The following is a 12,531-nucleotide window of genomic DNA, read 5'->3' as shown; positions in this document are numbered from 1 at the left end:
GCAGTTTACTGCCGCGATGCGCCGCCCACCTGGGTGCTCCACGACCAGCCGCGCACGTTGCAGTAGCCGCCGACCATTTCGCTTTCGACTTCGATGAACTTGGTGCCTGAATCGGTGCCGGCGCCGTTGGTGGCGCTCATCCGGGCGGCGGCGCAGTCCTTGCCGATGAAACCGCGATAAACGGGGTTGGGCACGCCGGCGGGCTTGGCGACCTGCTTCTTGTATTCGAGGTTGGCGGCGTCGGCCATGCGGACCTGCTGGGCGTGCGCTTCCATGTCGCGGGCGTGGTCGGCGAGGACCTTGTCGGCGGCGGCGCGATTGGCGGCCTTGCGCGCTTCGATGTCGCGCTTGGCCTGCTCGACCGCGGCGAGATCGGCTTCATATTTCGCCTGGGCGGCGCGATTGCGCTCCTCGACCGCCTTGTGGCGTTCGGCACGTTGTTCGGCGGCGGATGGTCCGGCGGGGGTTTCGGCCTCGCTCGTATCGTCGCGACCGGAGCTTTCCGCGACGGTCTTGGGTGCCGGCCTGCTCTTGCGACCGCTGCCATATTTCTGGGCCACATAGGCCACGAATCCTTCTTCCAGGATCGCGTGCATGTCCTGTTTGATATCGGCGAGCGCATAGGCCGCCATTTCCCGGGCGCGGTCCTCGTCGTCGCCATAGGAAATGCACATGGGCATGAGGTTGAAGCCGAGCTTGGCTTCCATATAGGTTTCGAAGTCGGCGTCGATGTTGCCGTTGGAAGCCGACGGGAATTCGAACATCGGGGTGACGCGAGCCGCCTGGTGCGGCGCATAAGTCTCGCAATAACCGTAGCCCGCACTCGCCGAAGTCGAAACGCAAAGCCCCACAAGGCCGCAGCCGGCGGCCAACAATACGCGATACATCTTCATGATTACGCTACCCCCTGATACGCAACACGGGGGGATTGCTAGCAAATCTGCGGACGAGGGCAAGCGGCGCAGATTTGCCGCCTGTGCGCTGCTATGGGTGGCGCCCGCTGATGGATGGGAGTCGCCGCATGCGTTTGGCAGTGATCGGACTTGGCCGGATGGGAGCGAATATTTCGCGGCGCTTGATGCGCGGCGGGCATGAGGTCGTGGCGTTCGACCGCGACGCGGCGAAGGTGGCCGAGCTGGCGGCGGACGGGGCTGTGGGCGCGGCGTCGCTGGAGGAGGCGGTCGCCAAGCTGGAGCCGCCGCGGATCTTCTGGGTGATGCTGCCGGCGGGCGCGCCGACCGAGGAGACGGTGGCGGCGTTGAGCGGGCTCGCCGAGACGGGCGACGTGGTCATCGACGGCGGCAACAGCTTCTTCAAGGACGATATCCGGCGGCACCGCGAATGCGCCGAACGCGGCGTGAGCTATGTCGATGTCGGGACGTCCGGCGGCGTCTGGGGGCTGGAGCGCGGCTATTGCCTGATGATCGGCGGCGACAAGGCGGCGGTCCATTTGCTCGACCCGATCTTCAACACGCTGGCGCCGGGATATGGGACGATCGCGCGCAACGCCAACCGCACAGGCAGCGACGACCGGGCGGAGCGCGGCTATATCCACGCCGGGCCGGCGGGGGCGGGGCATTTCGTGAAAATGGTGCACAACGGGATCGAATACGGCCTGATGCAGGCCTATGCGGAAGGCTTCGACGTACTGAAAGGGCGGTCGTCCGAGGCGCTTCCGGAGGACGAGCGCTTCACGCTCAACCTGCCGGACATTGCCGAGGTGTGGCGCCGGGGATCGGTGATCTCGTCCTGGCTGCTCGACCTGTGCGCACTGGAGCTGGCTCGAGACAATCACCTCGAACGCTTCTCCGGGCGTGTCGCCGATAGCGGCGAGGGGCGGTGGACGATCGATGCAGCCATGGAAGAAGCCGTGCCGATCAACGTGCTGAGCGCGGCCTTGTTCGCGCGATACCGGAGCAGGACCGACGACCGGTTCGGCGATCGGCTATTGTCGGCGATGCGCTTCGGGTTCGGCGGGCATGTGGAGATGCCGCAGTAAGCGTCAGGAGACGCGGCGGAAGCGGACCTGGCGGGTTGTGGCGTCTGCCGATACGAGCTCGACCTTGAGCGCGGCGCCGGGAAGCAGGTCCTTCGCATCGATGCGGGCGACGACGGGCGGCTCGCAAAGCTGGATGCGCGCGCCGCGTTCGTCCACATCGGTGACGACGGCGTCGAACCGGCTGCCCTCGCGGCCTTTCAGCATCACGGCTTCGGCGAGGTCGAGGGCGGCGCGCTCGACCTGCGCGGCGCGATTGTCGGCGTCGGCCATGACTTCCGGCAGCTTCGCGAAACTGGCGGTGAGGGTGTCGGGGACAGGCTGCCCGTTGGCGACCGCGAGGGCCGCCTCAATGACGAAGCGGTCGGCGAGGCGGCGGAGCGGTGCGGTGGCGTGGACGTAAGTCGCGGCCATCGCCGAATGCCAGGGGACGGCGCCGGGCGTGAAGGGCGCGTAGGTGGCACCCGGGCTGGCTCGGCGGATGGCGGAGCGGAAGGCGGCGTGGCTTGGGTTTGTGCCGTCGAGCGTGCGTTCGAACTGCGCGAGCGTCGCGTCCTTCGGCCAGATGAGGCCGAGGGCCTTGGCGGTGTGGCGCAGACGGCGGACGGCCCAGTCGCCCGGACCCGCCATGACACGGAACAGGCCGGTGTGGTGCGCGAACAAAGCGTCGGCGATGGCGAGGTTGGCGGCGAGGGAAAGCGCGGCGTTCTGCTGTTCGGATTCCAGCTGCGGGAGGATGACGAGGTCGAACTGGCCATCGCCGCCGTCTGGCACCAGCTCCTGCTCCGGCGCGTCGACCCGCTCGGCGCCGCGCGCGTCTTCGGCGAGGGCGATGCGGCGGGATAGTTCGGTGAATTCGGGCGACAGGTCGGATGGCGTGACGGTTTCGTAGGCGAGCTTGGCGCGCGAGCGAATGAGGCCGCGGACAGCGCCGTCGAGGCGGGAATTGCCGGCTTCATCGACGCGGACGGTGAAGACGACTGCCGGCCGGTCGACGTCGGGGAGCAGGCTGGCCGAGCCTTCGCTGAGGATCGGCGGGTAGAGCGAGGCCTTGCCGTCGGGGAGGTAAATGGTGGTGCCGCGCGCCCAGGCTTCGGTATCGATCGGGTCGCCGTCCGCGACGACCGCGCCGACGTCGGCAATGGCATAGTGAAGGACGATATCGTTGCCATCGCGGGCGAGGGCGAAGGCCTGGTCGAGATCGGTCGAGCTTGCGGGGTCAAGGGTCACGAATGGGGTGGCGGTCCAGTCGGCGCGGGATGCGGCGTAGTGATCCTTGGCGGATTGGGCTGCGGCGACGACTTCGGCGGGAAAGCCGGCCGGGACCTGGAACTGGGTGCGGATGTCCGACAGGCCGCGCGCCAGTGCGCCTTCGCTGTCGATCAACCTCATACCGTCCGCAACTCCTTCGGCGACCTTGATGGCCGGTGCATAGGTAAGTTAGGGTCTTCGCGCCATCGCTGCGGGGGCCGGGATGAGAAGCTTCAAGAGCCTGCTGGTTGCGCTGATCGGGCTGACGGCGCTGATGTACGCGGTGCAGGGGCTGGCCAGCATCGACGAGATGAAGGTGCAGGCCGAGGCAGCGCCGGGCGATGCCTATCGCGACACCTTGTTGAGCGGATCGCCGGCGGCAACCTGGACAGGCTTTGCACTGATTACCTTATGCCAGTTCGTGATCGCCGGCGTGGCATTCAAAGGCGCCTGGGATTTGTACACGGCGAGGAACGCCACGGACGCCGAATATAAAGAGGCGAAGAACCTCGCCATCTGGGCGGGCGGCCTGTCGCTGCTGCTGTGGTTCGCTTTGTCGCTGATGATCGGCGCCGGCCTGTTCCAGTGGGGCAGCGAGTTCGGAGCGATGGCACTGACGCGAGCGTTCCAGCTGGGCAGCACGTCGGCGCTGACGATCCTCTTCGTCAACGGCGTCAGGGACTAGGCTAGAGTAGTTCTAGGGCGGCGGTCCGTCTGGGGCCCGCAAGCTAACGGACGGTAATGCTGCCTTTCATTCCGAACGAGGAATGGAGGGGATGCGTACACTTCAGCGGATATTGCCCCGCCGCCGGCGTCAGGGTGATGTCAACTTGAGCGTGTCCTTTAACCTCAACATGGCCGTCATGAATCAACGCGGAGGAGGCTGGGTCGATATGGGCCGCAGCGAAGAAGGCCGGTGCGCTGAAGTTATGTGCGCCGCCCGCATCGTTGCGGAGCTGCAGCACAGTAGGAATTCCCGCACGCAGTTGCACGGTTGCGGGATTGAAGTTGAAGCTGGTCATCGTGACCTGAACGACGCTGGGATCCGCAGCTCTCAATGGATTGAGCGCGATCAGGCTCATTAGGGAAAAGGCGACCAAGCTCTTCATACGGATCTCCTTTGTCGGGCATCTCTTGTTTCTCGCGGAGCAACCGAACTAACCGCGCGGTATTGAGGATGGAATGATTGTCCTGCCGGAAATCTTGGCTGAAACACCGGTTCGCTTACTCGCCAGAAATCCCGGTCCAATTCGCGCATCAGTCAACGATGAATACCTTGGCGCCCGTAGGCGTGAACGACCGGTGCGGTTCGTCGCCGAAGTCCGAGACTTTATAGCTCATACCCTGCTTGAGCAGGAACCTTCGTCCGTCTTTCAGCTGACTGATCAGTTCGCCTTCCAGGACGACCAGGACGTGTCCCCGATCACACCAGTGATCGGCAAGGTATCCCGCGGAAAAATCGACCACGCGAATGCGGATATCGCCGATGTTGATAATTCGCTGTGAACCGGTTCCAGTAGCTCCAGCAAATGTCGTGGCCGCCACTGCGGACCAATCCACAACGGTGAACGGGATCGGGTCGATTTTCATTGATTGCGTTCCAAGGAAGGTGGCGAGTTCACGTCAAAGAAAGCGGGTGGGCAGCGTGGCGCTGACCGCCCACGCCATGCATTTCAAAATATCGCGCGGTCTTCTTCTATTCGCCATTGCATCGACTTTCGTTTCAGAGCGTCGATGCCAGTGACTCGGCCTGCGCGCGGTTTATTCCCGAACCAGGGAAAGCCTATCGGGTTTGCCAATGTCCGCTTTCCAGCCATTTCCGGAATATAGCGACGATCATAATTCCGCGCCCAGCGCCGCGATGACGAGGAGGGCGATCATGAAGGTCAGCAGGGCGGCGTTGGCGCGCGGCGACTTGACGTACCAGAGTGCGACGAGGCCGGGGAAATAGAGGAAGACCGCCGCCAGCGACGGCCATGACTGGGCGAACGGGAGGGTGGTGACGTCGAGCCCGTGCATGCTGAGATAGGCGAGGTGCAGCAACGTCAGGAAATTGACGAAGAACATGCCGCCGACGACCGTGCGGTTGGTGGCGAGGTAATAATCGTCGAAGTCGGGCCAGTCGGCCGGTTCATCCGGGAAGACGAAGGTCGAGAGGATGAAATAGCCGCCGACGATCGCGAGGATGACGAGCAGCGTCCAATAGCTGAAGGTCAGATGGTCGCGCATGCCATAAGCGCTGACCCAGAAATGCGTCTGGTCGCAGAGGACCAGCAGGCCAAGCAGCGGAACGAGATAGCCGATGCGGATTTTGGTGGCGGCCTTGGTGGCGCCCGAACGGATCCGCCAGCTGCGGCCAAGACCCACCAGCATTTCCGCGATCGACAGGCCCAGCAGCAAGGCGAAGAGCTGGAATAAGAGGTCGATCCCGGTCATTCCCGCTCCGCGGTTCTAGCGGACCGCCAACCAGGCCGCGGAGAGGATGAGGCCGAGGTTGAGGTAGGCGGTCGAGGCGAAGCCGAAGGCGCGGTAGAGCGGGTGGATGCGATAGCCGATCCAGAAGGCGATGCGGGCGGCCACGAAGACGATTGCCGCAGCCGTGATGACGTGGATGCGGTCTTCGGAAATGTTAGCGGCGAGGCCCAGGGTCGCGGCGCAGAAAATCACGAATTGCTGGGTCGTGTTGTCGGCCACGCGGCCATCGACCTCCATCCTCTGGCTTTCCTTGTGCAAGGTCGGGTCAATGGCTTCGGAGAGGAAGCGGGCATTGCCGACGGCGACGACCATGGCGAACAGGACGATGGCGGCGCAGGCATTGGCGGCGGCCGCGTAAGCAAGGCGGTCGCCGGCGGTTGGCGCATAGGCATGGGGCAGGATGGCGGTCAGCAGCCACATGGCGGCGGCCATGGAGATGATGCCGCTGGCGGCGCCGATGGCCACCCTGCGCTGGTCGGGAGTCATGACTCGAAGGAAGCCTTCACATCTTCGAGGAGCTGAACGAAGCGCGGGTCATCGCGGATGGGATCGAAGTCATTGTCCATCACCAGCCACTGCTTCTTCTCGAGTCCGGACGTCGGCAGCCAGCGATATAGCGTTTCAAACGCTTTCTCGGTCTCCCCGAGTTGCGAATAGGTGCATGCCGCATTGTAGAGCGTTTGCCCGTCGTCGGGATCAAGCGAGATCGACCGCTCCAGCCAGACCTTTGCCTCTTCCGTCCGTCCCAACCCGGCGAGCGTCGGTGCGACCAGCTGGGCCGGGCGTGAGGCTTCGGGATGACGTCGCATGGCTTCTTCGGCGCGCTTGATGCCAAGCTCGGCATAAAGTTCCGACTCTTCCTTTCGACCGAGCGCGCGCAAGATGAATTGAAGCATTAGCGGCGACGTGAAATCGTCCGGATTCACTTCCAGCGCCCGGACGAACAGGGGAATGCATTTGTCGTGCTCATTGTTGCGGACGCGGAAGCGCGCATAGAGCAGATTGACGTCGGGGCTATCCGGGTCGAGTTCGAGCGCTCGTTCAAATGCAGCCTCGGCCTCCTCGAAATGACCGAAGAAGCTGAGTGCGTCCGCGCGGGCCGCGTGGGCCTCGGCGAGATTGGGATCCAGCGCCAGCGCCTGATCGGCGACCGCGAGAATATCTTTCTCGGGGATGATTTCGCCGTACCAGCCGATCTTCCGGCAATCGACGTTGGCAATGCCTGCGTAGGCTCGGGCGAATTTCGGGTCGAGCTCAGTTGCCTGAACGAACATCTGCCGCGCGAGGACAAGGAAATGCTTGGTCGCATTATGAAAGTAATGCCGGCCCTTGAGGTAGAGATTGTAGGCCTCGACATTGTCGGTTGGCGCCTGGCCTATGGCCTTGCTCTCGGCTGGGAAGAGTTTGACCTTCAATTGATCGACGATGGTCCGGGTGATCTCGTCCTGGATGGCGAAAATGTCGTCGAGGTCACGGTCGTAGCGTTCGGCCCAGACATGACCGCCGGTTGCCCCGTCAATGAGCTGGCCGGTGATGCGGACGCGGTTGCCGGCTTTGCGGACGCTGCCTTCGAGGATGAAGCGCACGCCGAGGTCGCGTGCGACCGTTTCCAGGTTTTCCGACGCACCACGGTAAGCGAAGCTGGTGTGGCGGCCGACGACGAACAGGCCGGAGACCTTGGACAAATCGGTGATGATGTCCTCGGTAATGCCGTCCGAGAAATAGTCCTGCTCCGTGTCGCCGCTCATGTTGTTGAAGGGCAGAACAGCGATGGAGGGCTTGTCGTCGGTGGCGGTTGCCGCAGCAGCCTTGCCTGCCGGCTGCGCGGTTGATCCATCGACGACTTCGAAGATCCGTACGGGCCGGTCGATGTTCTTGAGGTCGTGATTGCCGCGATCCTCGAACTCGACGTCGAGCTTGTTGCCGACATGGTCGCGGACCGATTGCGATACTGCAACGCGGCCCGGGCGCGCGGCGCCTTCGATGCGGGCAGCGAGGTTGACGCCGTCGCCGTAGATGTCGCCGTCCTGGGCGATGACGTCGCCGAGGTTGATGCCGATACGCATTTCGATGCGGCGGTCCTCCGGGAGGTCGGCATTGCGCGAACGCATCTGCTGCTGGATGCCCGTCGCGCATTCGACCGCGCCGACAACGCTGGCGAATTCGGCAAGCAGGCCGTCGCCGGTGAGCTTGACGACGCGGCCGTTGTGGGTGGCGATGGCGGGCTCGAGGATCTCGCTGCGGCGTTCGTTCAATAAGGTCAGCGTCGCGACCTCGTTCGTGCCCATGAGGCGGCTGTAACCGACGACGTCGGCGGACAAGACTGCTGACAGGCGACGTTCCATCGACGCTCCGGCACTGTTCAGGGCCGGTCTAGCACATCGCCGGACGAGAAAAAGCCCGCCGGTCCGAGGGAGGAGGGGGATGCCGGCAGGCTAGGTCGAGTGGAGAAACGAAGAAGGCCTTACGCTACTTCAGGCACCGCCACCGTGGGACGGTTCATCGGAACGCGCAATAACCTGCGTCAGGATTGCGATGCTCATGAAAAGAGGCCCAACTTCTTGGAAACAGGCCCGTCGAACGCAACTGACCGACGGGCCTGCCCCCACAGGCACGCTGATCCATGTTGCGTAGCTGATTTGCAATCTAGATCAAGCATGCAGATTATATCCATGCCGAATCGTTGCGTCCTGGGGAGGCGCGTATGCCCTTGTATGTGATCAGCTATGACGAGCATCCGTCTCGCAATTACGAAGAATGCCATCAGCTCATGTTCAAATGGCAGGCGAGGCGCCTGCTAGAGTCCGTTTGGCTCGCAGAGCTGGCTGGCCCAGCCGAGGCTGTAAGAAGGATTCTGCAGGCCACCTTTCGGGGCAGCGGATCGATCGCCGTCCTCGAACTTCTGCCGAACGCCGACTGGTCGATCGAGGCGCGCAAGGAAGGCATGGAGTGGCTGCATGCTCATATGAACTCCTGACAATGCGGCCCTTCACGATTGTGACGGCGGCACTCCTCGCGGCTTATTTCTTCGGCCTGGAGTGGCCCGCTGTATTCGTCTTGTGCGGCTTGGGCTTCGTCGCCAGCATCCGGTGGACAGCTTACCGCTGAAGAAACCAAATGGGTAAAATAGTTCTTGACATCGTCACGCTGCTTCGGTACTTCCATGAACAGTCGGAAAATGGGTTCAGCGAGCCGCTACGGAGAAATCCGGGCGGCTTTTCTTTTGCGGGAAGGGCGATCGGCATGGCGAAGGCGGACGGGCTCGTCCTGGAAGGCGGAAGTCGGAAGCGGAAGGTCCGGGCGTCGTGCCGTAGCTGGACCAAGGCGAAGGAAGGTGCGTTCCTGCGCGCGCTGGCCGAATGCTGCAACGTCAAGCTGGCGGCGAAGACGGCGAAGGTTTCGACCAGCTCTGTCTATGACAGGCGATCGAAGCACGCGTCCTTCCGGGCGGCTTGGGACAATGCGCTGGCGACCGGTTACGCCCAGCTTGAGCTGATGCTGCTGGAGCGTTCACTGCATGGCGTCGAGAAGATCGTCGTCGCTCGCGATGGCACCAAGACGATGATGCGCGAATATAGCGACAGGGTGGCGCTGGCGCTGCTGCGGATGCACCGCGACACGGCCAAGCTGTCGGATGAGACCGTCGACGACATCGAATATGAGGAAGCCAAGGACCGCATCGTTGCGCGGTTGGACCGGCTGCGGGAACGCGACGAGGCGTGAAGTTGCCACTGGGGCCTGCCGAGGCGCGGGCCATGTTGCGTATGTCGCCGGAAGAGCTTCGCGACTTCCTGGAGAAATGCGGGCCGCGCGGCGTCTTGTTGCTCGATGCCGCCTTCGAGATGTGGGCGGACGAAGGGCAGTTGCCGCCGCTGGGCGAGGGCTGGCGCGTGTGGCTGATGATGGCCGGGCGTGGATACGGGAAGACGCGCGCGGGGGCGGAGTGGATTAACAATTTGGCCCAAGGCGTGCCGAAGCACATCGCCTTGGTCGCGGCGACGATCGACGAGGCGCGCAGCATCATGGTCGAGGGCGTGAGTGGGATCCTGAGCATCGCGCGCAAACAAAGGGTGCGGGTGAAATGGGAGCCGAGCAAGGGCAGGCTGATCTGGCCGAAGGGCACCGTCGCGCAGCTGTTTTCGGGCGACAATGCGGACGGATTGCGCGGGCCCGAGCTCTCCGTTGCGTGGTGTGACGAGCTCGCGAAGTGGCGGCAGGCCGAAGAGGCCTGGACCAATTTGCAGATGGGGCTGAGGGCGGGGCCGAGGCCGCGCGCACTGGTGACGACGACGCCGCGGCCGATCCGCTTGCTGAAACGGATCAGGGACGATGCCTGGACCGTGACGACGGGCGGCCGGACCAAGGACAATGTGTCGCTGCCAAAGGCGTTCATCGAGGTGATGATGGCAACTTATGCGAAGACACGGATCGGCCGGCAGGAGCTGGACGGCGAACTGATCGAGGATGTCGAGGGCAGTTTGTGGCCGCGAGCGTTGATCGAGACCTGCCGCTGCGAAATGCCGTCGCGGTTCGATCGGGTGGTGGTCGGCGTCGATCCGCCGGCGGGCCCTTCGTCGGACTCAGGGCAAGGCGGAGATGCTTGCGGAATCGTCGTCTGCGCAAAGGCGGGCGAGCAATATTATGTGCTGGCCGACGAAAGCGTCTTTGGCTTGAGCCCGGACGGATGGGCGCGAGCGGTCGCCGCTGCGGCTTCGAGATGGCGCGCGGACAGGGTCGTTGCCGAAGCCAATAATGGCGGGGCAATGATCACGGAGGTGCTGCGCAATGCGGACAGCGGCCTGGCGCCGAAGCTGGTTCATGCGTCGAAAGGAAAGGTCGCGCGGGCGGAGCCGGTGGCGCTGTTGTTCGAGGCAAAGCGGGCGTGGTTCGTGGGCGCATTTCCGGAACTGGAGGACGAGTTGGCGGGCCTGCAGATCGGCGGTGGATATGACGGGCCGACACGCTCGCCGGACCGCGCCGACGCGATGGTCTGGGCGATGAGCGAATTGTCGCAGGTGCGTGCAAGCGTGCCGCGCGTGCGGGCGCTGTAACATTTGTTCAAGGAGTGATACGGAAGGGCCGCAGGCGACAGGCAGCAGGGGGCAGCCATGGCGACTTTGGCCGACACACAAGCAATTCAAAAAGCACGGCGCGATGCGCTTTCCGGAACGCCGCGCGCGCATGCGGTGGACCGCTGGATCTTCGTCGGCATGGCTGTGTGGTTCATCGCCATCGTGCTGGCCGGCTTCATACCGGATTCGATCATGAAGGTCGGCCTGGTGCAAAGCGGGCAAAGGGCGCCGTTCCCGATCGTGCTGCACATGCATGCCGTGCTGATGGGATCGTTCCTGCTGCTGATGCTGGCGCAAAGCTGGCTGATGGCGACGGGCCGAAAGGCGCAGCACATGCGGCTTGGCCTGGCCGGGATGGTGCTGGCGCCGGCACTGGTTGTGGTCGGCTTCATCCTGGCACCGACCATGTACCATATGCTGTGGGATGCCGCTCAGGCAGCTCCGGCAGGCAAGCAGGCGGAACTGCAGGGCGCGCTCGGGATCTGGGAAGACATCCTGCTTTTGCAGATACGGATCGGAGTCACATTCGCGATCTTTATGGCGATTGCCCTGGCGGCGCGGATTCGGGATTCCGGCATGCACAAGAGAATGATTTTCCTGGCGGTGGCGATGGCGCTGCCGGCCGGGTTCGACCGGATTCCGTGGTTGTGGTCGACGATGCCGGTGAGCCCGCTGTCGGCGGATGTCTGGGTGCTGGTGGCGGTCGCGCCGATGTTCCTGTGGGACGTCATCCGCAACCGCTGGGTGCATCCGGCCTATGTCATCTGGCTTGCGCTCAACATACCGCTGTCGGTTGCGGTGTTCGGGTTGTGGGACACGCCCTGGTGGCACCATGCGGCGCGGCAGATCATGGGTGTTGGTTAGTGGCTTAAGGGAATTTTGAGCCGGCGCTGATAACGCGGCGCCATGTCGATCGAAGGACAAAAGTTTTACCCAGGTGACGAAGCCACGCCGCAAATGCTTCTGCGGTTGGCCTCGGAATATCGGCAAGCGGCGGACGTGCTTCGAAAGAATGGGCGGCGGAGAAAGCCGCTATCCTTTTCGCCCTATAGGCTAGTCGTGATTCAGAGCGTTGAACTCTACCTCGATGCGTATCTCAGGACTCAAGGCCTCCGGCCTGCATCGCTGCGTAAAGTACCGCACAACTTCAAGGCTAGAGCCGAAATGGCAGAAGAAGCCGGGCTTATTCTGAGCAAGGGAACCGTTGATCATCTAAAGCGCATGACGGAAACACGCGAATACTTGGTTTCGCGCTACGATCCGGACCCGCAAGAAAAGCTGTCCGAGATAACGCGACTGGCGGCTACGCTTCATGAGGTTGCGTCTCAAATAGAAGCGGCCCTGAGGCGATAGGTAACCATAGGCTTCAGGCGGCCTTTTCAGGAGAAATCGATGTTTGGATGGTTCGGGCGCAAGGGCGCGCCGGACGCGGTGTCGTGCGCTTATGCGCCGCCGCCGTGGCTGGCGGGTGTGCATGAAGAGGGGTTTGCACGCGGTTACGAGGCGCAAATGCGCGAGGTCTATCGGACCAATCCGGTCGGCTTGCGATCGGTACGGCTGGTAGCCGGGGCGCTTGGCGGGCTGGTGGTTGAAGCCGCGGATGAGGCGGCGGTTGGGCTGGCGAAAAGAGTGATCGGGGATGTTGGCGCAGCAGCCGGCGATCGCCAATCATGCGTCGGACGGAACGGTTAATGCGATCCTGGGCGCGATGCGCGCCCACGGGCTGATCGCCGCCTA

At 63.5% G+C, this 12,531-nt stretch carries 15 protein-coding genes; 8 read left to right on the top strand and 7 right to left on the bottom strand.

Features of this window, described 5'->3' with window-relative positions:
* Positions 1-5: 5 nt before the first annotated feature.
* Positions 6-893 (bottom strand): hypothetical protein, encoded by an 888-nt coding sequence (locus LZ536_RS10380; RefSeq protein ID WP_249848722.1) that lies wholly within the window; start codon positions 891-893, stop codon positions 6-8.
* Positions 894-1,021: 128 nt separating this feature from the next.
* Here LZ536_RS10380 and gnd point away from each other — a divergent pair, with 128 nt between their 5' ends.
* Positions 1,022-1,999 (top strand): phosphogluconate dehydrogenase (NAD(+)-dependent, decarboxylating), encoded by a 978-nt coding sequence (gnd, locus tag LZ536_RS10375; RefSeq protein ID WP_249848721.1) that lies wholly within the window; start codon positions 1,022-1,024, stop codon positions 1,997-1,999.
* Between the two features lie 3 nt (positions 2,000-2,002).
* Here the strand turns inward: gnd and LZ536_RS10370 are convergent, their stop codons facing one another.
* Positions 2,003-3,388 (bottom strand): RNB domain-containing ribonuclease, encoded by a 1,386-nt coding sequence (locus LZ536_RS10370; RefSeq protein ID WP_249848720.1) that lies wholly within the window; start codon positions 3,386-3,388, stop codon positions 2,003-2,005.
* 82 nt (positions 3,389-3,470) lie between these two features.
* Between LZ536_RS10370 and LZ536_RS10365 the strand changes: the two genes are divergently transcribed.
* Positions 3,471-3,932, top strand: coding sequence for a DUF2165 family protein (locus tag LZ536_RS10365; RefSeq protein ID WP_249848719.1), 462 nt, complete (start codon positions 3,471-3,473; stop codon positions 3,930-3,932).
* A 43-nt stretch (positions 3,933-3,975) separates the two neighbouring features.
* On the opposite strand, the gene LZ536_RS10360 is transcribed toward LZ536_RS10365, so the two are convergent.
* The 5 genes from LZ536_RS10360 to LZ536_RS10340 form a co-directional block, all read right to left on the bottom strand.
* A complete protein-coding gene (locus LZ536_RS10360; protein WP_249848718.1) occupies positions 3,976-4,356 on the bottom strand; it encodes a plastocyanin/azurin family copper-binding protein in 381 nt (126 codons plus the stop codon).
* A gap of 148 nt (positions 4,357-4,504) precedes the next feature.
* Positions 4,505-4,837 (bottom strand): DHCW motif cupin fold protein, encoded by a 333-nt coding sequence (locus tag LZ536_RS10355; protein ID WP_249848717.1) that lies wholly within the window; start codon positions 4,835-4,837, stop codon positions 4,505-4,507.
* A gap of 246 nt (positions 4,838-5,083) precedes the next feature.
* Positions 5,084-5,683, bottom strand: coding sequence for a hypothetical protein (locus tag LZ536_RS10350; RefSeq protein ID WP_249848716.1), 600 nt, complete (start codon positions 5,681-5,683; stop codon positions 5,084-5,086).
* Positions 5,684-5,698: 15 nt separating this feature from the next.
* Complete coding sequence (locus tag LZ536_RS10345; protein ID WP_249848715.1) at positions 5,699-6,208, bottom strand: MAPEG family protein; 510 nt, start codon at positions 6,206-6,208, stop codon at positions 5,699-5,701.
* Positions 6,205-8,067: an adenylate/guanylate cyclase domain-containing protein gene (locus LZ536_RS10340; protein ID WP_249848714.1), complete on the bottom strand. Its 1,863-nt coding sequence runs from the start codon at positions 8,065-8,067 to the stop codon at positions 6,205-6,207. Before LZ536_RS10340 ends, LZ536_RS10345 begins: the two co-directional genes overlap by 4 nt.
* 359 nt (positions 8,068-8,426) lie before the next feature.
* Between LZ536_RS10340 and LZ536_RS10335 the strand changes: the two genes are divergently transcribed.
* The 6 genes from LZ536_RS10335 (at position 8,427) to LZ536_RS10310 (ending at position 12,486) form a co-directional block, all read left to right on the top strand.
* Complete coding sequence (locus LZ536_RS10335) at positions 8,427-8,699, top strand: hypothetical protein (RefSeq protein ID WP_249848713.1); 273 nt, start codon at positions 8,427-8,429, stop codon at positions 8,697-8,699.
* 140 nt (positions 8,700-8,839) lie between these two features.
* A complete protein-coding gene (locus tag LZ536_RS10330) occupies positions 8,840-9,445 on the top strand; it encodes a hypothetical protein (protein WP_249848712.1) in 606 nt (201 codons plus the stop codon).
* Positions 9,446-9,477: 32 nt separating this feature from the next.
* The gene (locus LZ536_RS10325) at positions 9,478-10,773 is read left to right on the top strand and encodes a DNA-packaging protein (RefSeq protein ID WP_249848711.1); all 1,296 of its coding nucleotides are present in this window, start codon (positions 9,478-9,480) and stop codon (positions 10,771-10,773) included.
* A 57-nt stretch (positions 10,774-10,830) separates the two neighbouring features.
* The gene (locus LZ536_RS10320; protein ID WP_249848710.1) at positions 10,831-11,658 is read left to right on the top strand and encodes a hypothetical protein; all 828 of its coding nucleotides are present in this window, start codon (positions 10,831-10,833) and stop codon (positions 11,656-11,658) included.
* A gap of 42 nt (positions 11,659-11,700) precedes the next feature.
* Entirely contained in the window at positions 11,701-12,147 is a 447-nt protein-coding gene (locus LZ536_RS10315) for a HEPN domain-containing protein (protein WP_249848709.1), read from the top strand.
* Positions 12,148-12,186: 39 nt separating this feature from the next.
* Positions 12,187-12,486, top strand: coding sequence for a hypothetical protein (locus tag LZ536_RS10310; RefSeq protein WP_249848708.1), 300 nt, complete (start codon positions 12,187-12,189; stop codon positions 12,484-12,486).
* The last annotated feature ends 45 nt before the right edge of the window (positions 12,487-12,531 follow it).

The sequence above is a fragment of the Sphingomonas alba genome (assembly GCF_023516555.1).
Lineage (GTDB): Bacteria > Pseudomonadota > Alphaproteobacteria > Sphingomonadales > Sphingomonadaceae > Sphingomicrobium > Sphingomicrobium album.
Note: the sequence above shows the minus strand (reverse complement) of the source record. Positions and strands in the feature narration are given on the sequence as shown.

Coding starts and splice junctions, on each gene's coding strand:
- LZ536_RS10380 (WP_249848722.1), bottom strand. CDS start 893: ATGAAGATGTATCGCGTATTGTTGGCCGCCGGCTGCGGCCTTGTGGGG.
- gnd (WP_249848721.1), top strand. CDS start 1,022: ATGCGTTTGGCAGTGATCGGACTTGGCCGGATGGGAGCGAATATTTCG.
- LZ536_RS10370 (WP_249848720.1), bottom strand. CDS start 3,388: ATGAGGTTGATCGACAGCGAAGGCGCACTGGCGCGCGGCCTGTCGGAC.
- LZ536_RS10365 (WP_249848719.1), top strand. CDS start 3,471: ATGAGAAGCTTCAAGAGCCTGCTGGTTGCGCTGATCGGGCTGACGGCG.
- LZ536_RS10360 (WP_249848718.1), bottom strand. CDS start 4,356: ATGAAGAGCTTGGTCGCCTTTTCCCTAATGAGCCTGATCGCGCTCAAT.
- LZ536_RS10355 (WP_249848717.1), bottom strand. CDS start 4,837: ATGAAAATCGACCCGATCCCGTTCACCGTTGTGGATTGGTCCGCAGTG.
- LZ536_RS10350 (WP_249848716.1), bottom strand. CDS start 5,683: ATGACCGGGATCGACCTCTTATTCCAGCTCTTCGCCTTGCTGCTGGGC.
- LZ536_RS10345 (WP_249848715.1), bottom strand. CDS start 6,208: ATGACTCCCGACCAGCGCAGGGTGGCCATCGGCGCCGCCAGCGGCATC.
- LZ536_RS10340 (WP_249848714.1), bottom strand. CDS start 8,067: ATGGAACGTCGCCTGTCAGCAGTCTTGTCCGCCGACGTCGTCGGTTAC.
- LZ536_RS10335 (WP_249848713.1), top strand. CDS start 8,427: ATGCCCTTGTATGTGATCAGCTATGACGAGCATCCGTCTCGCAATTAC.
- LZ536_RS10330 (WP_249848712.1), top strand. CDS start 8,840: ATGGGTAAAATAGTTCTTGACATCGTCACGCTGCTTCGGTACTTCCAT.
- LZ536_RS10325 (WP_249848711.1), top strand. CDS start 9,478: ATGTTGCGTATGTCGCCGGAAGAGCTTCGCGACTTCCTGGAGAAATGC.
- LZ536_RS10320 (WP_249848710.1), top strand. CDS start 10,831: ATGGCGACTTTGGCCGACACACAAGCAATTCAAAAAGCACGGCGCGAT.
- LZ536_RS10315 (WP_249848709.1), top strand. CDS start 11,701: ATGTCGATCGAAGGACAAAAGTTTTACCCAGGTGACGAAGCCACGCCG.
- LZ536_RS10310 (WP_249848708.1), top strand. CDS start 12,187: ATGTTTGGATGGTTCGGGCGCAAGGGCGCGCCGGACGCGGTGTCGTGC.